We start from the raw sequence: 26,885 nt of genomic DNA on the forward strand, positions 1-26,885 counted from the left end.
CACTTTCGCGAATGGCAGTGAATACAGCGTAAATCAATCTAAAGGAATGTGGATGCTTTCATTCAATAAAAATGTGATGATGCGGAATTCCTGATATGATTGTGTTTTTAAAGGTTCTAAAATTCTTTCGGACATTACAATCGGAGACTTTTGGGGAATTCAAAACTATATTCCAGAAAAAGATGATGACAAAGGATATTCTATCTGTTTTTTAAACACTGATAAGGGGAAAAAACTTTTCAAATCTGTAAAAAGTTCACTTTTTGTTGATGAAATAAAAAATTACGACTGTAAAAGATTTAATACGCAACTTTTATATTCTCTCAAGCTTCCAAAAAATCGCAAAAAATTTATTTCGATCTGCTTAAAAAAGGGGTTTGATGTTGCATATAAAAAATATGTCAAAGTGAAGTTTCCAGTTAGAGTTTACTATGCTTGCCGACGGTTTGGAGGAAAAATCTTACGAAGATTAGGACTTAGAAAATGAAAATTGGAATAATGACTTGCTGGCAACCAGATGATAATTATGGTACTCAGATTCAAGGATTTGCACTACAGAAATACCTTGAAAAAATTGGTAATGATGTTTTTTTGATTCAGTATCATAGATTTGATGATATTTTAACTATAAAACGACCTTTTTGGAAAATTCTAAAAGGTTTGAATCCCTATTTGTTGATGCGTTTTATTAAGAACAAGTTGGATTCTAAAAACCAAAAAAATGAAACTTCTTTACATAATCGCAATGCTCCAGAATTCAGAAAGAAATATCTTCATTTATCACAAAATTATTATACATTCGATGAATTAAAGGAATCTCCTCCAAAAGCGGATGCTTATATTGTCGGAAGCGATCAGGTTTGGAATATTCAGTATTTACAGAAAAATAATCTGAACGCACATTTTTTGAATTTTGGAAAAAGTGAAACAAAACGGATTTCTTATGCTGCAAGTTTCGGTTTTTCAGAAGATAAATTGAATGAAAAATTTGCGATGGCAGTAAAACCTTTGATTTCCCACTTTGATGCTATCAGTGTACGAGAAAAAAGCGGTCTTGAAATCTTAAAGAAAATCGGTATCAAAGATGCTGTTCAGGTATGTGATCCAACTTTTCTTCTTACACCTGATGAATATCTTGAATTTTTCAAAGATGAAAAAGTTGTATTGCCAAAAAAAGAATATGTATTTGTATATGAACTTTCTGCAAGCTCATCTTTGGATATTAAAAAGATAAAAACATGGGCGTATAAACAGGGGCTTGATGTTGTATATGTAACAGGTCACGGAAAGTGTACTTCGGAGAAGAGAATATTTCCATCAGTACCGCAGTGGGTTAAATTTATAGCAAACGCAAGATATGTAATTACTAATTCTTTTCACGGAACAGTGTTTTCTCTTTTCTTTCATAAACCAGTTGCTGCCTTTTCTTTAAAAGGTTGTGCAAAAACTACAAATTCAAGGCTTGATACGCTAAATATGATGGTAGGACGGAATTTGACAATTCATAAAGCTTATGACTTTGAAAAAACTCTTTTGTCCAATTTTGACTGGAATTTTTTTGAAATACAAAAAAAAGAACTAAGAGAGAGAGGCATAAATTTTCTTTCAAACGCTTTAGTAGGGAAATAAATATATGTTGTATTGGTTGGATTAAGATATTCAAAATCAAATTCATAAAGGAATAAATAGATTACTTGAAATAATAAAATAATTGCAAGGAGGCACACTGAAAAGACAATTGATTTTTGATAAAACAACGGTATTTTCCTGTTGTTTTATAAGTTCTTTGACATTTCTATTTTTGATTTTACTGAGGCGAAAACGGAATCTTGTGCTATACTGTAACAGAAAATATTTGTATATTTATTACAGGAGGTATGTAATAAAAACTTTGTCTAAAATAGCGTCAAAGTTTTTATTCACAAGTTTGCGTTGCAAACTTTTTTATAAACTTCAATTTCCGCTGGAAACTTGCGTCGCGAGTTCACTTTGTTGCGAAATTGTGCAAAAAGTCAAATCGGAAATTGATATTTCCTCATTGACTTTTTATTGGAGGTTGATATGCGCGTGCTTTCAAAAGAGTATCAGGAACATTTGAAAAAGAATGAAGTTTATCAGTTTATTGTAAATCATCCGAAGCCTGATTTTAAGGAACTGGATAAAGAATGTGATGATTTTGAATTATGGATTTCAAATGTACATAAAAAAGAACGTTCAAAGTTGAAGGAGATTTCTAAAAAGTGATTGTTGAATTCTCGGTTTTAGACACAGACGATTTTTCAATTGAGCATATCTTTGATTCTTCGGAGAATGAGTCCTTGATTGCTGACTTTTGTGCACTGAATGGAGCAGAAGGGCTTGAAAATTACCTGAAAAATCAGGCTGCATCAGATGAAAAAGACTTGAACGCAAGAACGTATCTTGTAAAAGATAAAGTTTCGGGTGAACTTGCGGCTTATTTTACTTTGCGGAGCGGACTTATAACAATTCAAGTCTTTCATGAAAGTTTTGATACAATTCCTGCTGTTGAGCTTTCTAATTTCGCAGTGAATAAGAATTATCGTAACAATCATCCTGAGACGGCAAAAATCGGAGCATTTATACTAAGACGTTTTATCATTCCGCTTTGCCAGACGATGAGCAAATACATTGGGCTTGCTTCTCTTTATATTTATGCTCTCCCAGATGAGAAACTGATTGAGCATTATACGAAACTGGGGTTTACACGCCTTCCAAAAAAGCAGGAAAAATTCGTTCAGAACCATATAAAGCCAAAATATGACGAAGACTGCGTGTTCATGTTCCAAAATCTATAAGCATTAGCCTCTCTTAAAATTCAAAAATAGAAATCAGATAAAATCAATTCTCTTTTCAGCTAGAATAAATGGCTGGAACAATTCAAACAAAATATTCACATTACGACTATCTCATCGTAGGCTCTGGCTTGTATGGGGCGACTTTTGCCAATCTTGCTGCTAAAGCCGGGAAAAAGTGCCTTGTCATAGACAAACGTCCGCAGCTTGGCGGAAATGTTTACTGCGAGGATGTTGAGGGAATCCATGTCCACAAGTATGGCGCGCATATCTTCCACACCTCAAACAAAAAAGTCTGGGATTTTGTGAACAGCTTTGTTCCGTTCAACCGCTACACAAACTCGCCTGTCGCAAACTTCCGTGGAAAACTTTTCAACCTGCCGTTCAACATGAACACTTTCTACCAGATGTGGGGCGTAACAACACCTGCGGCAGCGATGGCAAAAATCGAGCAGCAGAAAAAGGAAAGCGGAATCACCGAGCCCAAAAACCTTGAGGAGCAGGCAATAAGCCTTGTGGGGCGCGACATCTACGAAACTCTTATAAAGGAATACACCGAAAAGCAGTGGGGACGCAAATGTACGGAGCTTCCGTCTTTCATCATAAAGCGGCTTCCGGTACGGTTCACTTTTGACAACAACTATTTCAACGACGCATATCAGGGAATCCCAATCGGCGGCTACAACAGACTTGTTGACGGACTTCTTGCCGGAATCGAGACGAAAACGAACGTTGACTATTTTACAGACCGTGAGAAATGGAACGGCATTGCGGAAAAAATCGTTTTCACAGGAAAAATCGACGAGTTCTTTGGCTACAAGGTTGGAAAGCTTGAATACCGAACAGTCCGCTTTGAGACAGAAACTCTTGACGTTCAGAATTTCCAGGGAAACGCGGTTGTGAACTACACAAGCCACGGCGAGCCGTTTACAAGAATCATAGAGCACAAGCATTTTGAGCCGGAAAATCCTGCATATTCACAAAATAAAACAGTAATCTCAAAAGAATACTCAACCGAATGGCACGAGGGAGTCGAACCCTTCTACCCGGTGAAAGATGCGAAAAACGCAGAAGTCTACAAGAAATACAAGGAGCTTGCAGAAGCCCAAGACAAAGTGATTTTCGGCGGTCGTCTGGCGGAATACAAATACTACGACATGGACGATGTGATTGAAAAGTGCATGAAAGACTGGGAGGAAGAAAATGAAAGGTAAAGTAACTCTGAACAAAGACAATTGCAAGATCCTGATATGCTGCCACAAGCCTTGTGAGCTTCCTCCTAATCCGGACGGACTGTTTCTGCCTATTCAAGTAGGAGCGGCAATCAGCAATGTTGATTTGGGAATGCAGCGTGATGACCAAGTGAACGGCGAACCATGCGACAACATCAGCGCAAAGAACAAAAGCTACTGCGAGCTTACAGCTCTTTACTGGGCATGGAAAAACATAAAGAAACTTTATCCTAATCTTGAATATATCGGTCTGAACCATTACAGAAGATATTTCAGTTTTGACAAGAAGAATTGTTTTGATGATGCAGTAGTTCTTCCTGAAGACGAAGTGAAGAATTACAGTTTTGACAAGACGAAATTGGAGAAAATCCTCTCAAAATATGATGTGATGATGGCAAAGTCGAGAGTCTATCCTTATTCATTGGAAGTTGACTATTCGGTATGCCATGTTTCAGAAGATTTACGCACTTTAAAAAAGATAATACATGAGAAATATCCTGAATACGACAAGGATGTTTATAGTGTGATGACCTGCGGATGTAGGTTATCACCCTATAACATGACTGTCATAGGGTGGAATGACTTTGACGCGTACTGCACATGGCTGTTCAATATACTTTTTGAGGCTGAAAAAAAAATCGATATATCAAAATATAATGCTGTTCAGGAACGCATTTTTGGATACATGGCGGAACGGCTTTTTAATGTATGGGTACGACATAATATAAAAAAGATGAAACTTCTAAATATCTTGAAATTTGTTGATGCAAAGACTCATTCTGGATTATGGCAATTTGCTTATCTGTTGAGAAATAAATTCTTGGGAAACATTTCTTTGATTGGAATGACGAAATTTTCTGAGGAATATTATGTAAAAATACTGATGTATTGAAAATCTAGGAAATTAATAATGGACGTTTCAATCATAATCGTAAACTACAACACAAAAGAGCTGACAAGAAACTGCCTGAAATCAGTCTTTGAGCAGACAAAAGATATTTCATTTGAAGTTATCGTTTCGGATAACTGCAGCAATGACGGCTCCGTTGAGATGATAAAATCCGAATTTCCGCAAGTGATTCTTATAGAAAACAATGCGAATCTAGGATTCGGGGCGGCAAATAACCGTGGACTAAAAATTGCGAAAGGAAAATACATTTTCTATCTGAACAGCGATACGATTTTGCTGAACAATGCCGTAAAGATTTTTTTTTGCTACTGGGAAAATTCTTCTGAAAAAGAAAAAATCGGGGTTTTGGGTTGTAACTTATCGGATGATAAAGGAAACTGCATACATTCTTGGGGGAAATTTCCGACATATAAAAATATTTTTAAATCTCTTTTTTATTGCCTTTCTGTTTCGTATGGAATGAAAAAAATTTGGAAATTCTTTTTTAAAAAAATAGGCATAATAAAACCTTTTTATGGCAACGTTGAATATATTACTGGCGCAGATAATTTTCTTTTGAATAATACAGACGCATTTTTTGATGAAAGATATTTTATGTATTTTGAAGAATCTGATTTGCAACTGAAACTTAAACATAAAGGAAAATCTAGTGTTTTAATACAAGGTCCTCAAATCATTCATTTTGAAGGTGCATCTTCAAAAGATAAAAATGAAAATTCTATGAATTATGATTTTCAAAAAAAATCAGTTGTGCTTTATTGGACGTCTTGCTGTAAATACGCTGAGAAAAATCTTTCAAGTGAAATGAAATTGTACTGTTTAAAAAGAATTCTTTTGTTTATATACAATTTGAAAAAAAACAAAAAATCAAAATCTCTGTTTTTAGAGGCTCTGAAATGACTATATATATTTTTTTCTTGTTTTTTTTACTTTTTTTTGCCGGTCGCTACAGTGTAAATAATAAGTATCTTTCAAAAAATTTACGGCTGATATTTTCTTTTGTGCTTATACTCTTATTTGCTGCGCTTAGATTTGATGTAGGATATGATTATCCAAATTATTGGCATTCAATTTTTCCAGATTTGAATAAAGATGAAGTTTACCGTTGGGAACTGTTTCCACGTTTTCTAGCTTTTTATTGTAACGAGTATAAATGTCCTTGGATGTTTTTTATTATTACAAGTGTTTTTGCATATTCTCTTGTTTATTATGGAATAAAGAAGTATTCCATTTCTTATTTTGAATCAACAGTAATTTATATCTCTTTATTTTTTTTGAGCGGATTAAGCACAGTTCGCCAGACTGTTGCAGTTTCTATAGTATTTTATTCTGCCAAATACATATTTGAACGTAAAATGCTTAAGTACATAGTTTTATGCATATTTGCATGTTTGTGGCATAAATCCGCTTTAATAGCAATTCCGATTTACTTTATTTACAACTATATAAATATTGCATTCTCTGTGATTTTCTTATCTATTATTTTAATTTCAAAGTTTTTTATTTTCAAAAAACTAAAAGAGCTAGGGCTTATGTTGTCTTACCTTGATGCATTGGAAAATTTAAAAGGCGGCTCTCTTATGAAGTATTTTTATATTTTAATTACTATATATTTGATTTTTATATCCTTGATTACCGGAACTTACAACAAGTCAAAACGTTTTTTTTCTATATTCATTTTGGGATTTTCTTTTCCACTAATTTTCGGTGGACACATGGGATTGCGATTTTCTGAGTACTATAACATTTATCTTTGTTTTGTCTATCCTGTTGTTTTTAGCAAGTTTAAAATAAAAGAACGGGCTTTAAACTTAATAATTTTCTATTTTGTCTTTATATTTACATTGCGTATTTCTGCAAGCAATATTACTCGTTCTCCATATATTCCTTATCAGTCAATACTTTTTATTAATAAGACGGATTTTACAAATTTAAAATCATTTAGATATAACTAAAGAGGAAGCTGTTTTAATATGAAAGTTCTGTTTATTTCCAAAGACTTTAAACAGTCTCAGTCTAATGGCGGTTTTGTAGTATCAAAAAGAAATTATGATTTATTCTTAAAACTGTTTGGTAAAGACAATATTGATTTATATGTTTTTCCAGTTCCAACATTTGTATCAAAAATAAAAGGACTTTTATTTAACCGTGATTACGGAATTACAAAAAAGATAGAGAATGAAATAAAAACGAAGATAAGCAGAGGAACATATAATTATGTATTTTTCAATTCTTCGTTATTTGGAAATCTTATTGAATACTGTAGAAACGGTGGCATCAAGACAATTACATTTTTTCATAACATTGAAAAAAAATATTATCACGATGTGTACAAATATAAAAAATCAGTTTCAACATATTTCTTTTATAAATATGTATCACGACTTGAAAAAAAATCATGTTTATTTTCAGACTGCAAAATTGTTTTGAATGAAAGAGATTCTGAAAAAATGCAAAAAGAATATTCTGTTCTGCCGGAATTGATTTTGCCTATTAGCATGGATTCTCATATCAATTTGACAAAATTCAATAACTCAAAAAAAGGAAAATGCGGTTTTATTGGCTCTGATATGTTTGCAAATAAAGACGGTATGTCATGGTTCATTAAAAATGTACTTCCTCACATTAACAAGCAATTTGTTGTTGCTGGTTCTATATGTGATTACTTAAAAGAGAGATTGTCAGCAAATTATGAAAATTTGGAAATGTTGGGGCATGTGGATAATGTTGATGATTTTTATAATTCCGTTGAGTTTGTTGTATCACCAATATTTCTTGGTTCTGGAATGAAAACAAAATCTGTTGAAGCTTTGTCTTATGGAATTCCAATAATAGGAACAAAAGAAGCCTTTGTTGGAATTGATTATAAAAATATTGGAGAACTTTGTCAAAGTGCTTCTGAGTTTATTGAAAAAATAAACAATTTTGATATTTCAAAATATAGTGGACATCCATATAAATATTTTGAAAAAAATCTTTCAAACTCAGTTGTATTGAAAAAATTAAAAACTTACATTGAAGGATGTGAAAAATGGATGCTCCACAAGTTTCAATAATAATGCCGTGCCACAACGGAGAAAAATATCTTCCAGACTCAATCACTTCTGTTATTTCTCAGACTTATACAGATTGGGAACTTCTTGTTGTAGACGACAATTCCACTGATAATTCTGTAAAAATAATAGAAGATTTATGCAAAAAAGATGCACGGATAAAATTGCTTCATACAGAAACATCATCCGGTATGCCGGCAACTCCTCGCAATGTCGGAATAAATGCTGCATCCGGTCGGTTTATTGCGTTTCTTGACTGTGATGATATGTGGCTTCCGACAAAACTTGAGCATCAGCTGCCGCTCTTTGAGACAAAAAATGTTGCGGTTGTATTTTCGTATTACGCAAAAATGAATGCCGATGGAAATTATGGAAATAATTCAATATCTTCTCCTGTTTTTGTTTCATACAATTATATGCTAAATGGAAACTGCATTGGAAATCTTACAGGAATGTACGACACAAAGAAATGCGGAAAAGTTTTTCAAAAGGAAATCCACCACGAAGATTATGTCATGTGGCTTGAAATTCTAAAGAAAGGATTTTTTGCAATCAACACAAATTCTGTGGAAGCCGTTTACAGAGAAAACAAATCTTCTGTTTCAGGCAGCAAATTGAAAATATTCAAATGGCAGTGGAATATTCTTCGCAAGGAGTTAAAAATTCCGTTTTTCAAAGCTTTTAAATATTTTCTTAATTATGCGGCTAGCGGATTCCTAAAATTCATAAAGTAGTAGATTAGGGCGTTTCCTGCCATTGGCAGGACGGGCTTTGCACCGTTCCGCTGTCGCTCCATTCGACGCAGCAAACTGCTTACGAACGCCTTCGGTGCGGTTTCAATCCCTAACGCATCTCTATATTTTGGAGGTTAAAACAAAATGACAATAACAGTTATCGGTGGCTCTGGGTTTGTAGGAACCCGGCTTGTAAAGAGGCTTCTGGATGCAGGACATAATGTAAGAATCGCGGACAAAAGAAGAAGCGTTGCATATCCTGATCTCTGGCTCCGCTGCGATGTGCGCAATTCCGGGAATGAGACGAACGAGTTTCCTGCGAGCCTTACGGACGAAGCTATGGCTCCGGGTGCGTATGAGGTTGCAAAGAAAGCACAGCCGATGCATTCTCTTCTGGAAGTTTTGAAAGGAAGCGATGTCGTTGTGAATCTTTCAGCCGAGCACCGCGACGATGTTTCTCCAAAATCCTTGTACGACGAAGTGAACGTGAAGGGCAGCGAGAACATCTGCAAAGCCTGCACGGAGCTTGGAATCCATCACATTTTCTTTACAAGCTCAGTCGCAGTCTACGGATTTGCCCCGGTCGGAACAGATGAGAGCGGCGGGATAAAATATTTCAACGACTACGGACGCACAAAGTATCTTGCCGAAGGAAAATACCGTGAGTGGCTTTCTTCCGACAAATCGAACTGCCTTACAATAATCCGCCCCACGGTGATTTTCGGCGAGCAGAACCGCGGAAACGTGTACAACCTTCTGCGCCAGATTGCAGGCGGAAAATTTCCGATGGTGGGCAAGGGCACAAACCGCAAGAGCATGAACTACGTTGAGAATGTTGCGGCGTTCATTCAGTTTTGCATTGAGAACGAGGAAAAGCTTCCCTGCTTTGAAAAGGAATACGACGGAACATCAGCCGGAAAGCAGCACCTGTTCAATTACTGCGACGAGCCGGCATACGACATGAACCATCTTGTGCTTGACGTTTACAAGCACCTCGGAAAACAGAAGAAGCATCTTGTCCATTTTCCGTACTGGCTTGCATATCTAGGCGGAAAAGGATTCGACCTGCTCGCGTTCATCCTGCACAAGAAGTTCGCAATAAACTCAATCCGTGTAAAGAAATTCTGCCAGAATACTTACTTCAAGTCATCAAGAGTTCCAAAGACAGGCTTTTCCGCACCGGTATCGCTTGAGGAAGGCTTGCGCCGCACAATTGACTACGAGTTTGTGAAGAAAGTGCAGGGGCATACTTTCAGCTGCGAGTAGATTTAAGAAGTTATTTTAACAACACATATCATTGTATAGCTTTATTCAATAATGGTATGTGCTGCATATTTTTCCTAGAGTGCCAAAAACGGTCTGTTAAATACTTTTTGAAGCCGGTAAAGCATTTCCAGTGTCGGATTTGTCTTTTTGGGATTTTCTAGCCGTTGATACTGTTGGTATGACATTCCGGCTTTTGCGGCAATTTCTTTTTGTGTTTTATGACCGCGGGTTTTTCGTAGCTCTATGGCAAAGGCGATTTTTGGAGAAACTTCAATTTCTAAGCCCTCATTGCATTTTGGTTCAGGAATCGGAAAGTTTTCTTCAATATCTGTTTCAAGAACAGCCTCCAATGCCTCTTTTGCCATTTTTTTTTGCATCGTCTACAGAAGTTCCGAATGTGGTTACATTTGCCATGTCTGGGAAATGTACAATATACATATTTTCATTTTGTTTTTTTATATCACAATAATATTTCATTGTTTCAGATGTGAGCAGCTTTATAATAGGTTGTTAGATCAAGTCTAGTAACATCTATTAAAATCAACACTTCACCTTGAATGTAGAAATCGCATGGTTGAGCGTTTCTACAGAGGCGTTGTTTTTGCTTACAGTTTCTGTGATTTTGATTGCGGCGGAAAGCAGAGTAGTTGCAGCGTCTTTGCATTCTGTAAGATTTTGCTCTACGCTTGAGTTCAAGTTAACAAGTTCACTGCAAATTGAGGACGCGGCGGTTGTAACTTCCACAATTTTTTCAGTTCCGGATTTTACGATTTTGGAACTGCTTTTCATGTTGTCAAGCGCGCTTAAAATTTCCTGGGCTTTTTGTCCTTGCACTTCTGCGGAAGATTTCAAGCTGTCTACAGAAGTACTGATGTTTCCGATTTTTTTGATTGTATTTTCAAAAGCTTTTTCAACGTCCATTGATGTGTCTGAAATTGTATCAATTTGAGTTTGTATAAGCTTGAGCGACTCAGAGGAGGTTTTTGCCTGCTTCGATGTTGTTTCTGCAAGCTTGCGGATTTCATTTGCAACAACAGCAAAACCTTTTCCGGCAGCACCAGCGTGGGCGGCTTCAATTGCGGCGTTCATGGCAAGAAGATTTGTCTGGCTTGCAACGGATGCAATCATTTTGTTTGTGTCAAGAAGATTTTTTGATTTCTCTTTTACTTCAAGAATCTGCGCAACTGAATTTTTTAGCTCATTTTTATTTTTGTCCGCAAATTCTACAAGCTCTGAAACATCTTTTGATGTTTCGGCAATTTTTTCATTTACCGCAAGAAGGTTGTTTGCCACAATTTCAATCGAGTCAGATGAATTGTCAATTGTTCTGTCCTGATTTTCAATTTCAGATTTAAGATTGTTGATTTGAGTTACGATTTCTGTAACTGACTGGCTAATTTTATCAACTGAACAAATCTGCGTTTGAACACTTTGCGCAACATTTTCTACGGAACCGTTTGCTGTTTCAACGCTTTGTCCAATTACATCTGAGGCTTCTGAAAGATTTTCTGTAATGTACCCGATGTCGCTTGCGGAATTTCTAATGTTTTTAATGAGAGAAGAAAGGTCAATGATAATGTTGTTGAATCCTTCTGCAAGCTCTGCCGCTTCTTTTGTGCTGCCTTCTTTTACTTCTTTTGTAAAGTCGCCCTGTGCAATTTCATTGCAGTTTTCAGCCATAAGTTTAAATTCTTTGGCGCTTGCTTTTGCACTGAAAAGAAGAATCGCCATTGCGGTTACAATTGCCGCAGTTATTATAAGTAAAACTTTTAATATTGCTGAATAGCTGTTTTTTGTAAAATCGGAAACTGGGCCATAAACTACAATGTACCATGGAGTAGAAGATGATTTGCATGCTCCATAAAAAATTCCACCCTTTATAATTGCATTTGCTGAATTAAAGAAATTATCTTTGCTAAAGTTATACTTTTTAAATTCAGGCTCATCAAAAATTGATTTTTCCATTAAAAACGATGTGTCGTCATTTGTAATAAACAGACCATCTGTATTTACTATATATGCCTTTGCATTTTCAGAAATTTTAATATCCGACATTGCCACAGAAAGATTGTTAAGGATTATATCGATCGCGGCAACTCCAAGCAGATTGTTGTTTTCATCTTTTACGTCCTTGCTGATTGTTGTGCAGATTGAGTTTGTCATTGTGTCAACATAAGGATCTGTAATTGCAAATTCTCCGGAATTTTTTACAGCATCTTTAAACCACGGACGCTCAGGGGGAAGCCAGTCAGAATCAGGATTCCAGCCGGAACTGTCAGAATAAAATCCGCCTGGCTCATAGCGTGAAATTAAAGTTCCGTAGTAGAGGGAGAAATCTTCTGGCATATTTACAGTGAGAGCTTTTGTTGCGAGGTCTGCTGTTTCTTTGTCGTGCTTTTCTTTTACAATGTTCCGCAAGTGGTCAATTTGAGTTTCATATCCTTGAATAATCGTTGAGATTTTTCCGTCAAGATTTTCAATTGAAGTTTTTGTGATTTTTTCAATATCTGTGTTTATTGTTTTATTTAATACAATAAGAAAAGAACCAATTATAAATGTTGAAGCAAGAATTAATGGCAAAATGTTTCCCAAAAACATTTTTGTGGAAAGTGAAATATGTTTGTTTTTCATACAGCCTCTTTGAAATTTATTATTGATTAATAGTTCATTTCTTATAGCTAAAAAAGGGCTGCCAAATTTTGACAGCCCTTTTGCTGAAAATCAGTTTATTTTATTTTGTTGCTCCGGGAATCGCCTTCTCGAATTCCTTGTTTCCGTGTGTGTAGCGCGGAAGAATTTTCGGAGAAACAAGGTCGGATTTTATTCCGGCTGCGTCGCGTTCTTTTTCAAACGCCTTCACATGGTCAAGGTTCATTTTTGAAGTTTCAGAAAGCTGAATGTCCTTGAACATCTTACCAGCCTCAATTCCGGCCTCGCGTCCGAACACGACAACGTCAAGCAAAGAATTTCCCATCAGGCGGTTTGTTCCGTGAACGCCTCCTGAGGCTTCTCCTGCTACAAGAAGATTTGAGACATTCGTGTGGCAGGTCTTGTCAATCTCAACGCCGCCGTTCTGGTAATGGAGCGTAGGGTAGACAAGAATCGGTTCCTTTCGGATGTCGATTCCGTACTTGATGAACATATTGTACATCGCAGGAATTGACTTGAGGATTGTTCCTTCCCCGTGAATCATCTCGATCATCGGAGTGTCGAGCCAGACAGCGTCCTGAACCTCGTTGTGTACTCCGCGTCCGTTGCGAACTTCCTTGATGATTCCGGATGCGTTCACGTCGCGTGTCTCAAGCGGATGAATGTAGACTTCTCCGTTCTTGTTAATCAACTTTGCGCCGAGCGAGCGTACTTTTTCAGTAACGAGCTTTCCGAGAATCTGTGTAGGATATGCGGCTCCTGTCGGGTGGTACTGCAGCGAGTCCTGATACAGAAGCTTTGCCCCGGCTCTGTATGCGATTACAAGACCGTCCGCTGTTGCTCCGTAATGGTTCGATGTAGGGAAGCCCTGGTAGTGCATACGTCCGGCTCCTCCTGTCGCTATAATTACAACCTTTGCCTTTGCGATTCTGATTTCGTTTGTCTCAACGTTCATGAGAACTGCGCCGCAGGCGTTTCCCTTGTCGTCCTTGATGATTTCTATCGCTGCCGTAAAGTCAACTACTGTGATTTTGTCAGGGCGGTTGAGAACCTCATCGCGGAGAGTGCGCATGATTTCAGCTCCAGAATAGTCTTTGCAGGCATGCATACGCTTGCGGCTTGTTCCGCCTCCGTGTGTCGTAACCATAGTGCCGTCTGCTTCCTTGTCGAATTCAACTCCGAGGTCGTTCAGCCATTTGATTACAGAAGGAGCCTTGTTTACAAGAGTGTAGACGAGCTCAGGCTTTCCGTCGAAGTGTCCGCCGCCGAACGCGTCAAGATAGTGCTGGGCAGGGGAGTCGTTAGGCTTGTCCGCCGCCTGGATTCCGCCTTCCGCCATCATTGTGTTCGCGTCTCCGATGCGTAGCTTTGTTGCAAGAAGAACTTTTGCTCCTGCCTCGCTTGCCATGATTGCGGCCGATGTTCCGGCTCCGCCTCCGCCGATTACAAGAACGTCTGTCTCGTAGTCAACGTGGGCAAGGTCGATGTGCTCAGGCTCGATGCGCGGTTTTGCCTGAAGCATTGCCGCAAGCTCAATCGGCGCTTTCTGTCCCTTGTTCGGTCCGATTTTAAGTTCCTCGAACTGGCTTGCGATGCGGTCCGGATGGTATTCCTTGAGAAGCTGATCCTTTTCGTCAGCAGTGAGACGCGCATGTTCGAATTTAAGGTTTTCTTCACGTTTTGCAGCCACAATTTTTGCTGCTTCGTCCAATTCGTTTCCGTACATATAATTCTCCCTGGCACCAAGGAAGGTGCGTCAGTTGTGGTTTTATTTCTCGATTTCGCGGTTGTTGTATAGCTCTTTGATTTCCGCCAACGGCTTTTTCATCAGGTTCTGGATAAGCTCCTCGCATTTTCCCTCGTTGATTTCGTTCACGCGGTCAATAAGGTGCTGGCTCTGCGGCTGGATGTACTTTCCGTTAAGACGGCGGGCAAGCTCTGCGACCTGAGGATGGCTGATTCCGGCAGGACATCTTGAAGAGCAGCATCCGCACATTACGCAGTCAAATGAAAGGTCTGCGCACTTGGCGAAGTCTCCGCGCTGTGCATAGGCGATGTACTGCATTGTGTTCAGGCTCTGCGGACAGGCTCTTGTGCAGGCGTTGCAGCCCACGCATGAATAGATTTCCGGATAAAGCTGCATCATCACGGCCTGCTCCGGCTTCATTGTGTTCAGATCATAAACCTGTTTTACAAGAGGGAAGAACGGAAGGGTTGCGATGTACATATCGTCCTCGACCTTCTTTGAGCAGGCAAGGCAGGTCTGGAGCTGGTTCTCGCCCTTGATTCTGTAGATTGTGGCGCAGGCTCCGCAGAATCCGTTGCGGCATCCGCAGCCGCGTTTGAGCTGGTAGCCGGCATATTCCATTGCGTTCATGATTGTAAGTTCTGCCGGCACTTCGTATTTCTTGCCGAACAGATATATTGTAGCCATCTGTTTTGTTTCTGACATAATTTAATCTCCTCATGCGCCGCGGACGGCGCATCTGAAGTCTTATAAAAATTTTCGAATCTTCACAGGAAAATTCTTGAAATCAATACTCTGGAGGCAGTTCCCCAAGCTGGTCGAAGCTGAACACAGGTCCGTCCTTGCAGACGAATTTGTCGCCTATGTTGCATCTTCCGCATTTTCCGATTCCGCACTTCATGCGCATTTCCATGGTTGTGAAAACCTGGTTGTCCTTGAAGCCGAGCTTTTTCAATGCGTCGAGCGAAAGGTGAATCAGAATCGGCGGTCCGCACATGATTACTGTCATGCTTGGATCCGGGTTGCATTCCGTAACGTAAGGAGGAACGAATCCCACGTGTCCGTCCCAGTCGTCCTGAGGGCGGTCGATTGTAAGATTTATCGAGCAGTTCGGCTGCTTCATCCAGACGTTCTGCATCTCATCCAGACGCACGAGATCGGCCTTTGATCGGCTTCCGTAGATGACCTGAATCCGTCCGTAGTTCTCGCGGTGATCCATCATGTAGTTTACAACCGAGTGAACCGGAGCGATTCCGATACCGCCGGCAATAACGAGAATGTCCTTGCCTTTAAGCGCGCCCTCCACAGGGAATCCGTTTCCAATCGGTCCGCGAAGACATATTTCCTGTCCTACTTCTGCGGAGTGAAGCCATTCGGTGACGCAGCCGCACTTCTTGATTGAGAATTCCATGTGAGTTTCAAGAGTCGGGGATGATGTTATGGAAATCATCGATTCGCCCACACCCGGAACAATCAGCATCGCGCACTGTCCCGGAATGTGCTCGAACAATTTCTTTCCGTCAAGACCGACTACACTGAAAGTCTTTACATCAGGAGTTTCCTGCTTGATATCAATAATTTTTCCTACATAAGGAATAAAGCTTTCTTTGTTTTCCATCAGTTTCTCCTATTCCTTAGATGTCATCGCTCTCGTTGACGGCTTTTATGACCTTGACGATGTTCATGTTCACAGGGCAGTTCTCAACGCAGCGTCCGCAGCCCACGCAGCTGAACATTCCCTCATGCGCCATAGGGTAGTACATGAGCTTGTGCATGAATCTCTGGCGGCTTCTTTCCTTTTGGGTGTGGCGCGGATTCTCGGCGGCCATCTGGGTGAAGTCGTTGTACATGCAGGAATCCCAGCAGCGAACCTGGCGCACTCCGTTGCTTGTGGCGAAGTCGCGCACATCGAAGCACATACATGTCGGGCAGACATAAGTGCAGGTTCCGCAGCCTACGCAAGGCTCGGAAACCTTGTCCCAGATTTTCGAGTTGAAAATCTTGAGCATATCCTTGCCCTGGAACTTGGAGAGATCCAGATGAGCGAACGGAAGAGCCTCGACTTTTGCCGAGATGTCCTTTTTGCACTTGTCAACAGCCGATGTGTCAGCGTCCTCAAGCGCGGATTTCGCGTTCTCAACAAAAGCCTTGCCTTTGTCCGTGTTAGCCTCAAAATAGTATTTTCCGTCGGCAAGCCAGCAGCTCACGTCTCCTGCAGGTTTTGCAAGCGACGCGTCAATTCCGAATGTGGAGCAGAAGCATGTCTTTGCAGGCTCGTTGCAGGCAAGAACAATTACTGTTCCGTGCTCGCGGCGGTTCTTGTAGTATGAGTCCACCGGATTCATGTTCAGGTATACGTTGTCAATTGCGGTAAAGCCGCGGGCATCGCAGGCGCGCACACCGAAAATAACAAAGTCCTCAACTTCCTTGCGCGGATCAACGACCTTCACTTCCTTTCCGCTCATTTCATAGCTTACCAGATGCTCGGTCTTAGGGAAGAAGAAGTCCTTTGCGGATCTTGTGGTCTTTAGTTTTTCTGAAAGCTTTGTGCCTTTCTGCCATCTTGCAAAGTCGGCTTTTCCTGAATTGTTGTCAACAGGCAAATACAAAGGCTGCTTTGAACCGATAAGCTCAAATAATGAATCGATTTTATCTTTTGCGATACTAAGCATTATTCATTGCCTCCGTCTTTTGATCTGTCGTAAACAATCGTCGTCTCCGGATCGTCTTCCTTGAAACGGAGCATGGCCGGCTTTGTCTCCATGTCAGCTCCGGCCTGATAGTCGCCGTAGATTTCGTTGATGTCCTTGATGTATTTGCGGTTAAGAAGATAAAGCGGAATGTTCTGTGGGCAGACCCTTGAGCATTCACCGCAGTCCGTGCATCGTCCGGCCACGTGCCATGCGCGGATGATATGGAACAGGCTTTCCTCAAAGCTTGTCTCCGCGACTTTCTGCGTCGTGTAGAGCGCGTTGTTGTCGAACACGCATTTCTCGCAGGTACAGGCAGGGCATACGTTGCGGCAGGCGTTGCATCTGATGCAGCGGCTGAATTCATTTCTCCAGAATTCGTATCGCTCGTTCACTGACATGGCCTCAATCTTTGCAACTTCGTCCATTCTTGCGGTGTTCGGAGCAAGCTCTGCTTCCGGATCCACGCCGATATACTCATCGCATGAGACCGGCTTCTTTCCTGCGCAGTTTCCGCATGCATCTCCGCCGTCAATTGCGTCCTGGCACGGAACACCGATAGCATAGACATCACTTCTTGTAATGCGGCTTTCCTTGAGCAGCTGTGTGAATGAATATGTGTCGGAAGGCTTCAGGAATACAAGCACAACTTCGGACGGAATAGGCTTGTCCTGCGCATTCGGATCGCGCTGCTTCGCCATCGTGTTGTTCATGCGTGCCGTGCTTTTAGCAATCTCGATGTTTCTTGTGATTCCGACCAGATATTTTGAAAGGTTCGCCTTGCAGTATTTGTTGAAGACAAAATCCTTGTCCAGTTCTTCTGCGGTTGCAAATACGGCCGGAGTGATGTCGTCTTCAAATAGACCTTTTTTCCAGCCGGCAACCTTCTGTACCTTGCCTTCAGAAAGCAGCTCCTTGGCGCGGGCAATCAGTTTGTCTTGCATCTTACATCCTCCAGCTTCTTGTTTTCGCCAAGGGCTTTTATCTGCGATACGAAATCGTTCATGATTCCGGCAAAGCGGACACCTTCAGCGGCGGAACACCATTCGACGCGTGTGCGTCCCTTGTCAATTCCCAAGTAGTCAAGCATCGAGAAAAGCAGGGTCATGCGACGGCGCGCGAAATAGTTTCCTGTAGAGTAGTGACAGTCACCTGGGTGACATCCGCATAAGATTACACCGTCTGCGCCACGCTGGAATGCACGGAGAATGAACAGAGGATTCAGTCTGCATGAGCATGGAATACGGATGATTTTAACGTTCTTCGGATATTCAAGACGGTTGTTGCCTGCCAAGTCCGCACCGGCGTAAGAGCACCAGTTGCAGCAGAAGGCAACAATTCTCGGTTCCCATTCTTTATTTTCAGCCATAGTTCTTTTTTTCAGAATAAATAATTGCGTATTGCTGGTTGGGCATTGCGAATTACAGTACTGAATCAACCTCCGCCAAGATTTGTTTGTTGCTGAATCCTAACAGATCCATTGCGCCGGAAGGACAGGCAACCGTACAGGCGCCGCATCCGTGGCACATAGCCTTGTTCACCTGAGAAACGCGGCGTGTGATTGTAGTTCTGTTCGGTCCGCGGAAATTCTTCTCGATGTAAGTGATGGCTCCGTAAGGACAGACGTTCGCGCACTGACCGCAGCCGTTGCAGGCGTTCTCGTTCGGGTTCGCAGTGCAAGGGTTGTTCTTAAGCTTGTCCTTAACAAGCAGGCAAATCGCTTTCGCGGCCGCACCTGAAGACTGTGCTACAGTCTCCGGAATGTCTTTTGGTCCCTGACAGCATCCTGCAAGGAATATACCTGCTGTAGGAGACTCCACAGGACGGAGCTTTGCGTGGGCCTCAAGGAAGAAGTCGTTGTTGTCCATTGAAGTCGTAAGCATTGTGGCAAGCGGACGCGCCGACTTGTCAGCCTCAATTGAAGCGGCAAGAACAACCATGTCTGCCTTAATGTGAACCTGCCTGTTCAGAATCAGGTCAGAACCCTGCACATCAAGCGTTCCGTCCGAGAGCGGAGTTACTTTTCCCACCTGACCCTTTATGTAGTGGACACCGTACTGCTCAACTGCGCGGCGGTAGAACTCATCAAAGTTCTTTCCAGGAGTGCGCACGTCGATATAGAATACAGTGATGTTTGTGTCCGGATAGTGGTCGCGTGTAAGGATTGCGTGCTTTGCCGTGTACATACAGCAGATTTTAGAGCAGTATTCGTGGCCTTTTGTGGAGTCCGCAGAGCAGCGGCTTCCCACGCACTGGACGAATACAATGTTCTTAGGCTCCTTTCCATCGGAAGGGCGGAGAAGATGTCCGTTTGTAGGACCGGATGCGTTGCACAGACGCTCGAATTCAAGCGATGACACAACGTCAGGACTCTGGCTGTATGCATACTCGTCGAATTTCTCAAGGCTGATCGGATTGTAGCCGGTAGCCACGATGATTGCGCCGTATTTTTCCGTGAGCATGGTTTCTTCCTGATGGAAATTGATTGCTCCGGCGGCACAGGCTTTCTCGCAGAATCCGCAGACATTGTCCTTGCCGTTCTTGAGGCCTTTCATGTGAAGGCAGTAGTCCGCGGAGATTGCGGCAACTTTCGGAACTGCCTGGGCAAACGGAATGTCAATCGCCTTGCGGTTGTTAAGGTTCAGGTTGAATGCGTTCGGAACTTTCTTGTTCGGGCATTTTTCGATACATGCTCCGCAGCCGGTACACTTTGCCTCGTCGACATAGCGCGGATGGCGTTTGATGTCCACCTCGAAGTTTCCGATATATCCTTTCACACCTGCAACTTCAGAGTATGAGAGGATGCGGATGTTCGGATTCTGGCTTACTTCAGTCATTTTCGGAGTGACGATACAGGATGCGCAGTCCAGCGTCGGGAAGGTCTTGTCGAGCTTCGCCATCTTTCCGCCGACCGTATAGTCCTTCTCAACAATGTCAACAGGGAATCCCGCATCCGCAATGTCGAGAGCCGCCGTGATTCCAGCGATGCCGCCTCCGATTACCAATGCGCGTTTTGTCATTGGTGTCTCGCCTTCAATAAGAGGCGTGTCAAGGATTGTCTTTGCAACGGCCGCCTTGCCCAAAGCAATTGCCTTTTCCGTCGCATCGCCCATTTCCTTCATAACCCATGAGCACTGCTCACGGATGTTTGCTACTTCCACCTTGTAGGCATTCAAGCCAGCGCGCTCCGCACAGGAACGGAAGGTCTTCTCATGCATACGCGGAGAACAGGAGCACAGAACCACACCCGTAAGGTTAAGCTCGTGAATCTTGTCCTCAATCATTTTCTGACCGGCGGAAGAACACATATATGTGTAATGAGTTGAATAAACTACACCGTTCACCTTGCCGAGCTCTTCAGCTACTTTTGCAACGTCAACAGTGCCTGCAATGTTAGTGCCGCAATGGCACACGAAAACACCGATTCTTTCCATGATGCTGCTCCTATTTGCGGTACTTTCTGAATGCGCTCATCAAAAGCTGCTGCGGAGTCTCATCATCAAGTTTTTCAGGAACCTGAACAGGATCAAGATGAAGAGGACCGCGCTCACGCTCAACTACAGTGCGCACAGCGTCAATAAGCTTGGCCGGCTCGACCTGACGTGGACATCTCTCAAGACAGGCGAAACAGCTTAAGCAGGTATAAATCGACTTGCTCTTTAAAAGCGGCTCGATTTCTCCGTTTTCAACCATCTGCACGAACTGATGCGGATGATATTCCATGGAGTCGTAATTAGGACAGGTTCCGGAGCATTTTCCGCAGACCATGCATTTCTTCGGATTGACTCCGCTTGTTTCAAGGATCAGTTCCTTGTATTTCTGGATTTCTGACTCAAGCATTCACAGCCTCCTTTGCTACGGCATCCTTTACGCCGAGAGCTTCCGCAAGAAGTTCTGTAAAGTAGATGACATCAAGCTCTGAAGAGCCTTTGTTCTTTATGAGGTTGTAGCGGCACAGAGGGCAGCTTGTTACAAGAAAGTCCGCTCCCATGTCAGCCGCATTCGCGAGAATCGAAGCCGCTCTTTTCTGAGGAATTGTCTCGTCCTCAAACGCGGCATAGGCGCCGCAGCATTCGTTGCGCTGGGCATAAATGACCGGAGTTCCGCCGATTGCGGTTATGAAGTCCTCAAGGATTTTCGGATTCTCAGGATCGTCAAATTCCATCACCTTTCCCGGACGCAGAAGAAGACATCCGTAATAGGCACCGATTTTCTTTCCTTTGAAAGGATTCTTGACGGCCTTCTTGACGTTGTCCCAGCCGATCTCATCACGGAGAACTTCAAGAAAGTGGAGGACTTTCGCTTCACCATGGTATTCAATATTGTCTTGGGCGAGATAGTTGTTTACTTTTAAAATTGTATTCTCGTCATTCTGCAGGTCGTTGTTCACCTGCTTGATTACATTGTAACACGCTGAGCACAGTGTTACCAATGCCTGGTTCTTATCTCTGGATGCAGCCAAAGCCCGGACAGAAGGAAGCTTTGAGGCAATTTCATTTTTGCCGGTAGGATATACACCGCCGCAGCACTGCCACTCTTCGATTTCTTCAAGTTTGAAACCAAGAGCTTCAGCGCTTAAACGGCCGTATAAGTCCAAATCCTTCGCTTTGTTTTTTAGCGTGCAGCCTGGAAAATAAGAATAAGTCAGTGTGTGTGTCTGGTTCTCACTCATTCTTTGCTCCTAAGTGCAGGATATTTTTAGCTGGCCTCAAGAAAAACTCAAGGCCTTGTATTTTTATTTTTTCACGCCAGTCATTTCTTCTGGATGGAAAACCTCGTCAAATTTTTCAGCTGTAAGGAAGCCAAGCTGTACGCAGGCATCTTTAAGTGAAATATTTTCTTCGTAAGCTTTATGGCTTGTTTTTGCCGCGTTTTCGTATCCAATGTATGGATTCAGGGCTGTTACAAGCATCAGGGAATTGTACAAGTTAAAGTGCATTTTTTCCTTGTTTGCTGTAATTCCAACTGCGCAGTTTTTATTGAAGCTTACCATGACTTCAGCAAGAAGCCTTACGGACTGAAGGAAATTATACGCAATTACCGGCATAAATACATTCAGCTCAAAGTTTCCCTGAGAAGCTGCCATTCCAACTGCGGCGTCGTTTCCCATAACCTGAACGGCAACCATTGTCATTGCCTCGCATTGTGTCGGATTTACTTTTCCAGGCATGATTGAAGAGCCAGGCTCGTTTTCTGGAATGTGGATTTCGCCGATTCCGCATCTTGGACCGGAAGCAAGCCATCTTACGTCGTTTGCAATTTTCATCAAGTCAGCGGCAAGCGCTTTTAAAGCTCCGTGCGCAAAGACAATTTCATCTTTTGAAGTCAACGCATGGAATTTGTTTGGAGCTGTAACAAAGTCTTTTCCTGTAAGCTCTGAAACCTTTTTTGCAACAAGCGTGTCAAATTCAGCCGGCGCATTAAGTCCAGTTCCAACCGCTGTTCCTCCCAAAGCAAGCTGCTTTAAATATGGAAGGGAAGAAGAAAGCATTTCCTTGTCGCGCTCAAGAGAAGTTCTCCAGCCTGAAATTTCCTGCGAGAACTGAATTGGAACAGCATCCTGAAGGTGAGTGCGTCCTGACTTTACAATGCCTTCATTTGCTTTTTCCAGTTTTTTGAAAGTGTCAACAAGAATGTCGATTGCCGGAAAAAGCTTGTCTTCAACTTCAACAACAGCGGCAATGTGCATTGCAGTTGGAAATGTGTCATTTGAAGACTGGCTCATGTTTATGTCGTCATTTGGATGGCAAAGTTTTTCGCCTGCAATCTGGTTTGCTCTGTTCGCAATGACTTCATTTGTATTCATGTTTGACTGTGTGCCAGAACCTGTTTGCCATACAACAAGCGGAAAGTTTTCGTTCAATGAGCCTGAAATAACTTCATCGCAAGCCTGAGAAATTGCCTTGAGCTTTTTGTCTGTCATTTTTTCAGGTTTGAGCGCATTGTTTGCAAGAGCCGCCGCCTTTTTCAGATAGCCGAAAGCTTTTGTAATTTCAAGCGGCATTGTTTCAATTCCAACACCGATAAGAAAATTCTCGTGGCTGCGTTCAGTCTGAGCTCCCCAAAGTTTGTCAGCAGGAACTTTTACTTCGCCCATGCTGTCGTGTTCAATTCTGTATTCCATTTAGAACTCCAGCTGCTTTATTACGTCTTTGAGGCAGTCTGCGGAATGCTTGAGCTGGGCAATTTCGTTGTCTGTAAGAGGAGCAACAAGACGTCCTGTAATTCCGTGTCCGCCAACAACTGTGAGAATGCTCAAACATACATCGCTAATTCCGTATTCGCCTGTAAGCATAGAAGAAGCGATTGTAACAGAATCATTTGAATTTTTGATGATTTCGCAAAGACGAGCTGTTGTAGCTCCGATTCCGTAGTTTGTGCATTTTTTTGCTGAAATAATGATTCCGCCTGATTTGCGTACAAAGTCCTCGATTTCTGCGTGGTCAGGTTTTGCATTTCCTTTTCCATTAAGACTGTCGTAGTATGAATCTACAGGAACCGAAGCAACATTTACCAAAGACCACGGAACAAATGAAGAATCTCCGTGCTCGCCGAAAACATAAGCGTGAAGATTTGGCTGCCCGATTCCGTATACATCAGCGATTTTTGTGCGTAATCTTGCTGTGTCAAGCAAAGTTCCAGTTCCTATGATATGGTCGGCAGGAATTCCGGATGTTTTTACAAACTGATATGTAAGAATGTCAACAGGATTTGCAACAATAATATAAATTGCGTTTGGAGCAACTTTTGAAATCTGCGGAATAATTGACTTTGTTATGTTTACATTTGTCTGCGCAAGGTCAAGACGAGACTGTCCAGGCTTGCGTGCAACTCCAGAAGTCAAGATTACAAGGTCTGAATCTTTTGCGTCTTCATAAGAGCCGTCATGAATATTTACAGGGCTCATGTATGGAGTTCCCTGACGGATGTCCAGTGCTTCTCCCATAGCGCGGTTTTTGTCAATGTCAATCATAACGATTTCAGTTGCAATGCTTTTAAGACAAAGGGCATAAGCAATAGATGAGCCAACTTGTCCAGCACCAATAATGGTGATTTTGTTTGCCATAAATATCTCCTGTGTGCAAATGGTTTTAAAAGAGCCGCCGCATAGTCCGAAGAAAATTCCTTCCATGACAGCAACATTCAAATTATATTATAACACAAAAAAAAACACCTGTTAATGAAAATAAAAACGAAAACTGCCTTTTAAGAGTGATTTTGACGAATTTTCAATTTTTTTGTGAAATTTATAACAGTTTGCAGAAAATATTGTGATTTTATTCACATACAAAAACTTCTTGTTGAACATTTTTTTCTTTCACTCTAAAATACCGCTGATTATGGAAGCCTTGAAAAGATTCAGCCAAAATGTAATTGACACCATGCGCTCTGATATTAAAGACGCAGACGGAAATGAAGTTTTTTGGGCTGGAAAAATAAATTTAGAAGGCATTGTTGTTTCTGTTCAGGCTGGTTCCCGCGGAAACGAAAATTCCGTAGTTGTAAATAAAAACGCCGCAAGAGAAGGAAATGTAATAATCCATAACCATCCAAGTGGAAACCTTTCGCCTAGCGAGGCTGACCAAAACATTGCGTACAATGCTTCCGACACTTCGCTTGGATTTTACATAGTTGACAATGAAGTTTCCCGGGTTTACGTGGTTGTAGAGCCAGTCAAGCCTAAAAAAATTGAGCTTTTGAATGAGGATGAAACTGCATTTTTTCTTTCAAGCCAAGGTCCGTTCGCAAAATCCTACGGAAACTACGAAGAGCGTCCGTCTCAAATTTCACTTTCAAAAGAAATTGCGTCTTCATTTAATAAGGAAAAAATCGGTGTTTTTGAAGCAGGAACTGGAGTTGGAAAAAGTTTTGCGTATCTGATTCCTGCAATGCTTTGGTCGGTAAAAAACAAGGAATGCGTCGTTGTTTCCACAGGAACTATAAATCTTCAGCAGCAGCTTTTTGAAAAAGACATTCCGTTTGCACAAAAATTAATCGGAAAAAAAATAAAGGCGGTGCTTTTAAAAGGCCGGCAAAACTATATCTGTCTTCGAAGACTCTCTGAAGCGGAAAACGATAGAAGCCTTTTTAATGAAGAAATTGAAATTATTGACAAGATAAGTGAATGGACAAAAACAAGCGCAACAGGAAGTAAAAGCGATCTTACGTTTCTTCCGTCTGAAAGCGTGTGGTCAAAAGTCAACAGCGAAAGCGATGCTTGTCTTGGCGGAAGATGCCCGTTTAGGGAAAACTGTTTTGTAATGAAAGTGCGCAATGAAGCTGCCAGCGCGAACATAATAATTGTAAACCATCATCTTTTGTTTGCAGACATTGAAAGCCGAATGAGCGGAGCAGGTTACGACAACGCTGCAGTTTTGCCTCCTTACAGACGGATTATTTTTGACGAAGCCCACGGAATTGAAGACAGCGCGACAAGTTTTTTCAGTGAAATCATAACAAGATTTAAAGTGATGAAGCAGGTTAATCTTTTGTTCAGAACTTTTAGAAGCTCAAACACAGGTTTTCTTGTTCAGGCTGCAGCGTTTTCTTCAGCTGATGATTGCATGGAACGTGCGCTGTCTCTCGTCAATGGAATAAAAGATTCGCTTTTGGAACTTGATCAGATTTCGATACTTGAGCTTGATGAAAATTTCAATGCAAGAATTTACAGTGGAAACTCGCAGAAATTCAGCGGAACTTTTAATGCGCTTTCAAAACTGAAATCTGCAATTTCTGCATTCAATAACCTTGTGCGTGAAGTTCTAGAAAAAATAGACGATAAGGATTCTGAAGTTCCTGCAGTCTGGGAAGCAAAGACCGTTTTGCGACGTCTTGAATCTTTGGCTGCTTTGTGCGGAAATTTTTTACTTTGGGAAGAAAAAGATGACACTGTTTTTTGGCTTCAGAAAGTGAAAATTCCTCCGAAAGTTCCAGGCGAAGATTTTGTGACTTTTGTTCAGTTTATTCAAACTCCGCTGGACATTGCGCCTTTGATGAACTCTGGCGTTTTTGAGCCTATGAAAACTGTTGTGTGTACAAGCGCGACGTTGAGAATTGACAAAAACTTTGGCTACTGGACGCGCCGTGTTGGAATTTCTTTTGTAGAGCCTGAACGTGTTGCGCAAGGCAGTTTTGATTCTCCGTTTCTATATAAAGAAAATGTTTTGTTCTCAGTTCCGAATGACGCGCCTTTTCCAGACAGTCCATATTTTCAAACTTTTGTTGAAGAGGCTATTCCAAAGCTTATTTTGGCTGCAGGCGGAAAAACACTTGTTCTTTTTACTTCCTATGACAGCTTGAAATTTACTTTTAATGCAAGCCGGAATATTCTTTCTGAAAATGGAATAGAAGTTTTTAAGCAGGGCGATGAAGACAGATTCAGGCTTCTTGAAAAATTCAAAAAAGACACAAACAGCGTTTTGTTTGCAACCGACAGTTTTTGGGAAGGAGTTGATGTTCCTGGCAGCAGTCTTAGCCAAGTGATAATTGTGAAGCTTCCTTTTGCAGTTCCTAATGACCCGGTTTTTTCAGCAAGAAGTGAAGCTCTTGAAAAGAAAGGCGGAAATCCTTTTATGCAGCTAAGTCTTCCTCAGGCTGTAATAAAATTCAGGCAGGGTTTTGGACGGCTTGTGAGACGCGCTGATGACAAAGGCATTGTCGTTGTCTTGGATCGCCGCATAGTTGAAAAAAAATACGGCGGAATTTTTACAAGAAGCGTGCCGATGACAAAAAGAATGTATTCGCCTTTGGATGCCATTCTGCACGCTGTTAAAAATTTTTTTAATTGAAAC

Annotated in this window: 25 protein-coding genes; 12 read left to right on the plus strand and 13 right to left on the minus strand. The window is 41.5% G+C overall.

The annotated features are described in order from the left end of the window. Nucleotides 1-121 precede the first annotated feature (121 nt). From B4C08_RS11210 to B4C08_RS02440, 11 genes are all read left to right on the plus strand, one after another. Nucleotides 122-487 (plus strand): hypothetical protein, encoded by a 366-nt coding sequence (locus tag B4C08_RS11210; RefSeq protein ID WP_414717759.1) that lies wholly within the window; start codon nucleotides 122-124, stop codon nucleotides 485-487. Then, entirely contained in the window at nucleotides 484-1,629 is a 1,146-nt protein-coding gene (locus tag B4C08_RS02395; protein ID WP_296662465.1) for a polysaccharide pyruvyl transferase family protein, read from the plus strand. Before B4C08_RS11210 ends, B4C08_RS02395 begins: the two co-directional genes overlap by 4 nt. 432 nt (nucleotides 1,630-2,061) lie before the next feature. Then, entirely contained in the window at nucleotides 2,062-2,244 is a 183-nt protein-coding gene (locus B4C08_RS02400; RefSeq protein WP_296012623.1) for a hypothetical protein, read from the plus strand. Next, nucleotides 2,241-2,816: a hypothetical protein gene (locus tag B4C08_RS02405; RefSeq protein WP_296662467.1), complete on the plus strand. Its 576-nt coding sequence runs from the start codon at nucleotides 2,241-2,243 to the stop codon at nucleotides 2,814-2,816. The genes B4C08_RS02400 and B4C08_RS02405 overlap by 4 nt, the downstream gene beginning before the upstream one ends. A 68-nt stretch (nucleotides 2,817-2,884) precedes the next feature. After that, a complete protein-coding gene (gene glf, locus B4C08_RS02410; protein WP_296662468.1) occupies nucleotides 2,885-4,027 on the plus strand; it encodes a UDP-galactopyranose mutase in 1,143 nt (380 codons plus the stop codon). After that, nucleotides 4,017-4,937 (plus strand): DUF4422 domain-containing protein, encoded by a 921-nt coding sequence (locus B4C08_RS02415; RefSeq protein ID WP_296662470.1) that lies wholly within the window; start codon nucleotides 4,017-4,019, stop codon nucleotides 4,935-4,937. The genes glf and B4C08_RS02415 overlap by 11 nt, the downstream gene beginning before the upstream one ends. A gap of 18 nt (nucleotides 4,938-4,955) precedes the next feature. Next, a complete protein-coding gene (locus B4C08_RS02420; RefSeq protein WP_296662472.1) occupies nucleotides 4,956-5,855 on the plus strand; it encodes a glycosyltransferase family 2 protein in 900 nt (299 codons plus the stop codon). Continuing rightward, nucleotides 5,852-6,910 carry an EpsG family protein gene (locus B4C08_RS02425; protein ID WP_296662474.1) on the plus strand — a complete coding sequence of 353 codons (1,059 nt, stop codon included), beginning with the start codon at nucleotides 5,852-5,854 and terminating at the stop codon, nucleotides 6,908-6,910. Before B4C08_RS02420 ends, B4C08_RS02425 begins: the two co-directional genes overlap by 4 nt. Nucleotides 6,911-6,928: 18 nt before the next feature. Further along, nucleotides 6,929-8,011 (plus strand): glycosyltransferase, encoded by a 1,083-nt coding sequence (locus tag B4C08_RS02430; protein WP_296662475.1) that lies wholly within the window; start codon nucleotides 6,929-6,931, stop codon nucleotides 8,009-8,011. Continuing rightward, nucleotides 7,987-8,742, plus strand: a complete 756-nt coding sequence (locus tag B4C08_RS02435) for a glycosyltransferase family 2 protein (protein ID WP_296662477.1) — start codon at nucleotides 7,987-7,989, stop codon at nucleotides 8,740-8,742. Before B4C08_RS02430 ends, B4C08_RS02435 begins: the two co-directional genes overlap by 25 nt. A gap of 144 nt (nucleotides 8,743-8,886) precedes the next feature. Next, entirely contained in the window at nucleotides 8,887-10,008 is a 1,122-nt protein-coding gene (locus B4C08_RS02440) for an NAD-dependent epimerase/dehydratase family protein (protein ID WP_296662478.1), read from the plus strand. A 74-nt stretch (nucleotides 10,009-10,082) separates the two neighbouring features. On the opposite strand, the gene B4C08_RS02445 is transcribed toward B4C08_RS02440, so the two are convergent. From B4C08_RS02445 to B4C08_RS02505, 13 genes are all read right to left on the minus strand, one after another. Continuing rightward, nucleotides 10,083-10,373: a type II toxin-antitoxin system HicB family antitoxin gene (locus B4C08_RS02445; RefSeq protein WP_296662480.1), complete on the minus strand. Its 291-nt coding sequence runs from the start codon at nucleotides 10,371-10,373 to the stop codon at nucleotides 10,083-10,085. Between the two features lie 175 nt (nucleotides 10,374-10,548). Beyond that, nucleotides 10,549-12,639 carry a methyl-accepting chemotaxis protein gene (locus B4C08_RS02450; protein ID WP_296662482.1) on the minus strand — a complete coding sequence of 697 codons (2,091 nt, stop codon included), beginning with the start codon at nucleotides 12,637-12,639 and terminating at the stop codon, nucleotides 10,549-10,551. 100 nt (nucleotides 12,640-12,739) lie between these two features. Continuing rightward, nucleotides 12,740-14,383: an FAD-dependent oxidoreductase gene (locus tag B4C08_RS02455; protein WP_296662483.1), complete on the minus strand. Its 1,644-nt coding sequence runs from the start codon at nucleotides 14,381-14,383 to the stop codon at nucleotides 12,740-12,742. A 42-nt stretch (nucleotides 14,384-14,425) separates the two neighbouring features. Next, nucleotides 14,426-15,109 (minus strand): 4Fe-4S dicluster domain-containing protein, encoded by a 684-nt coding sequence (locus B4C08_RS02460; protein WP_013701516.1) that lies wholly within the window; start codon nucleotides 15,107-15,109, stop codon nucleotides 14,426-14,428. Between the two features lie 82 nt (nucleotides 15,110-15,191). After that, nucleotides 15,192-16,022 (minus strand): FAD/NAD(P)-binding protein, encoded by an 831-nt coding sequence (locus B4C08_RS02465; RefSeq protein WP_276749901.1) that lies wholly within the window; start codon nucleotides 16,020-16,022, stop codon nucleotides 15,192-15,194. A 16-nt stretch (nucleotides 16,023-16,038) separates the two neighbouring features. Further along, nucleotides 16,039-17,076, minus strand: a complete 1,038-nt coding sequence (locus B4C08_RS02470) for a 4Fe-4S dicluster domain-containing protein (RefSeq protein ID WP_296662485.1) — start codon at nucleotides 17,074-17,076, stop codon at nucleotides 16,039-16,041. Then, nucleotides 17,076-18,038 (minus strand): 4Fe-4S dicluster domain-containing protein, encoded by a 963-nt coding sequence (locus tag B4C08_RS02475; RefSeq protein ID WP_296662487.1) that lies wholly within the window; start codon nucleotides 18,036-18,038, stop codon nucleotides 17,076-17,078. The genes B4C08_RS02470 and B4C08_RS02475 overlap by 1 nt, the downstream gene beginning before the upstream one ends. Beyond that, nucleotides 18,023-18,463: a hydrogenase iron-sulfur subunit gene (locus B4C08_RS02480; protein WP_013701512.1), complete on the minus strand. Its 441-nt coding sequence runs from the start codon at nucleotides 18,461-18,463 to the stop codon at nucleotides 18,023-18,025. Before B4C08_RS02480 ends, B4C08_RS02475 begins: the two co-directional genes overlap by 16 nt. A gap of 52 nt (nucleotides 18,464-18,515) precedes the next feature. After that, nucleotides 18,516-20,528 carry a CoB--CoM heterodisulfide reductase iron-sulfur subunit A family protein gene (locus tag B4C08_RS02485; RefSeq protein WP_296662489.1) on the minus strand — a complete coding sequence of 671 codons (2,013 nt, stop codon included), beginning with the start codon at nucleotides 20,526-20,528 and terminating at the stop codon, nucleotides 18,516-18,518. A 10-nt stretch (nucleotides 20,529-20,538) separates the two neighbouring features. After that, entirely contained in the window at nucleotides 20,539-20,934 is a 396-nt protein-coding gene (locus tag B4C08_RS02490; protein ID WP_295798332.1) for a 4Fe-4S dicluster domain-containing protein, read from the minus strand. Further along, entirely contained in the window at nucleotides 20,927-21,766 is an 840-nt protein-coding gene (locus B4C08_RS02495; RefSeq protein ID WP_296662491.1) for a CoB--CoM heterodisulfide reductase iron-sulfur subunit B family protein, read from the minus strand. Before B4C08_RS02495 ends, B4C08_RS02490 begins: the two co-directional genes overlap by 8 nt. Nucleotides 21,767-21,829: 63 nt before the next feature. Continuing rightward, the gene (gene fumC / locus B4C08_RS02500; RefSeq protein ID WP_296662493.1) at nucleotides 21,830-23,218 is read right to left on the minus strand and encodes a class II fumarate hydratase; all 1,389 of its coding nucleotides are present in this window, start codon (nucleotides 23,216-23,218) and stop codon (nucleotides 21,830-21,832) included. After that, complete coding sequence (locus B4C08_RS02505) at nucleotides 23,219-24,160, minus strand: L-lactate dehydrogenase (protein WP_296662495.1); 942 nt, start codon at nucleotides 24,158-24,160, stop codon at nucleotides 23,219-23,221. It abuts the gene before it with no gap. Nucleotides 24,161-24,434: 274 nt separating this feature from the next. On the opposite strand from B4C08_RS02505, the gene B4C08_RS02510 reads away from it, so the two are divergent. Beyond that, complete coding sequence (locus B4C08_RS02510; protein ID WP_296662496.1) at nucleotides 24,435-26,882, plus strand: helicase C-terminal domain-containing protein; 2,448 nt, start codon at nucleotides 24,435-24,437, stop codon at nucleotides 26,880-26,882. Nucleotides 26,883-26,885 lie beyond the last annotated feature (3 nt).

Origin of the sequence: Treponema sp. UBA753 (assembly GCF_002297325.1) — a bacterium.
Taxonomy (GTDB): Bacteria; Spirochaetota; Spirochaetia; order Treponematales; family Treponemataceae; genus Treponema_D.

Bases quoted from the DNA above. Each gene is read 5' to 3' on its own strand.
- B4C08_RS02395 (WP_296662465.1), top strand. From the start codon at position 484: ATGAAAATTGGAATAATGACTTGCTGGCAACCAGATGATAATTATGGT.
- B4C08_RS02400 (WP_296012623.1), top strand. From the start codon at position 2,062: ATGCGCGTGCTTTCAAAAGAGTATCAGGAACATTTGAAAAAGAATGAA.
- glf (WP_296662468.1), top strand. From the start codon at position 2,885: ATGGCTGGAACAATTCAAACAAAATATTCACATTACGACTATCTCATC.
- B4C08_RS02415 (WP_296662470.1), top strand. From the start codon at position 4,017: ATGAAAGGTAAAGTAACTCTGAACAAAGACAATTGCAAGATCCTGATA.
- B4C08_RS02420 (WP_296662472.1), top strand. From the start codon at position 4,956: ATGGACGTTTCAATCATAATCGTAAACTACAACACAAAAGAGCTGACA.
- B4C08_RS02425 (WP_296662474.1), top strand. From the start codon at position 5,852: ATGACTATATATATTTTTTTCTTGTTTTTTTTACTTTTTTTTGCCGGT.
- B4C08_RS02430 (WP_296662475.1), top strand. From the start codon at position 6,929: ATGAAAGTTCTGTTTATTTCCAAAGACTTTAAACAGTCTCAGTCTAAT.
- B4C08_RS02435 (WP_296662477.1), top strand. From the start codon at position 7,987: ATGGATGCTCCACAAGTTTCAATAATAATGCCGTGCCACAACGGAGAA.
- B4C08_RS02440 (WP_296662478.1), top strand. From the start codon at position 8,887: ATGACAATAACAGTTATCGGTGGCTCTGGGTTTGTAGGAACCCGGCTT.
- B4C08_RS02445 (WP_296662480.1), bottom strand. From the start codon at position 10,373: ATGGCAAAAGAGGCATTGGAGGCTGTTCTTGAAACAGATATTGAAGAA.
- B4C08_RS02450 (WP_296662482.1), bottom strand. From the start codon at position 12,639: ATGAAAAACAAACATATTTCACTTTCCACAAAAATGTTTTTGGGAAAC.
- B4C08_RS02455 (WP_296662483.1), bottom strand. From the start codon at position 14,383: ATGTACGGAAACGAATTGGACGAAGCAGCAAAAATTGTGGCTGCAAAA.
- B4C08_RS02460 (WP_013701516.1), bottom strand. From the start codon at position 15,109: ATGTCAGAAACAAAACAGATGGCTACAATATATCTGTTCGGCAAGAAA.
- B4C08_RS02465 (WP_276749901.1), bottom strand. From the start codon at position 16,022: ATGGAAAACAAAGAAAGCTTTATTCCTTATGTAGGAAAAATTATTGAT.
- B4C08_RS02470 (WP_296662485.1), bottom strand. From the start codon at position 17,076: ATGCTTAGTATCGCAAAAGATAAAATCGATTCATTATTTGAGCTTATC.
- B4C08_RS02475 (WP_296662487.1), bottom strand. From the start codon at position 18,038: ATGCAAGACAAACTGATTGCCCGCGCCAAGGAGCTGCTTTCTGAAGGC.
- B4C08_RS02480 (WP_013701512.1), bottom strand. From the start codon at position 18,463: ATGGCTGAAAATAAAGAATGGGAACCGAGAATTGTTGCCTTCTGCTGC.
- B4C08_RS02485 (WP_296662489.1), bottom strand. From the start codon at position 20,528: ATGGAAAGAATCGGTGTTTTCGTGTGCCATTGCGGCACTAACATTGCA.
- B4C08_RS02490 (WP_295798332.1), bottom strand. From the start codon at position 20,934: ATGCTTGAGTCAGAAATCCAGAAATACAAGGAACTGATCCTTGAAACA.
- B4C08_RS02495 (WP_296662491.1), bottom strand. From the start codon at position 21,766: ATGAGTGAGAACCAGACACACACACTGACTTATTCTTATTTTCCAGGC.
- fumC (WP_296662493.1), bottom strand. From the start codon at position 23,218: ATGGAATACAGAATTGAACACGACAGCATGGGCGAAGTAAAAGTTCCT.
- B4C08_RS02505 (WP_296662495.1), bottom strand. From the start codon at position 24,160: ATGGCAAACAAAATCACCATTATTGGTGCTGGACAAGTTGGCTCATCT.
- B4C08_RS02510 (WP_296662496.1), top strand. From the start codon at position 24,435: ATGGAAGCCTTGAAAAGATTCAGCCAAAATGTAATTGACACCATGCGC.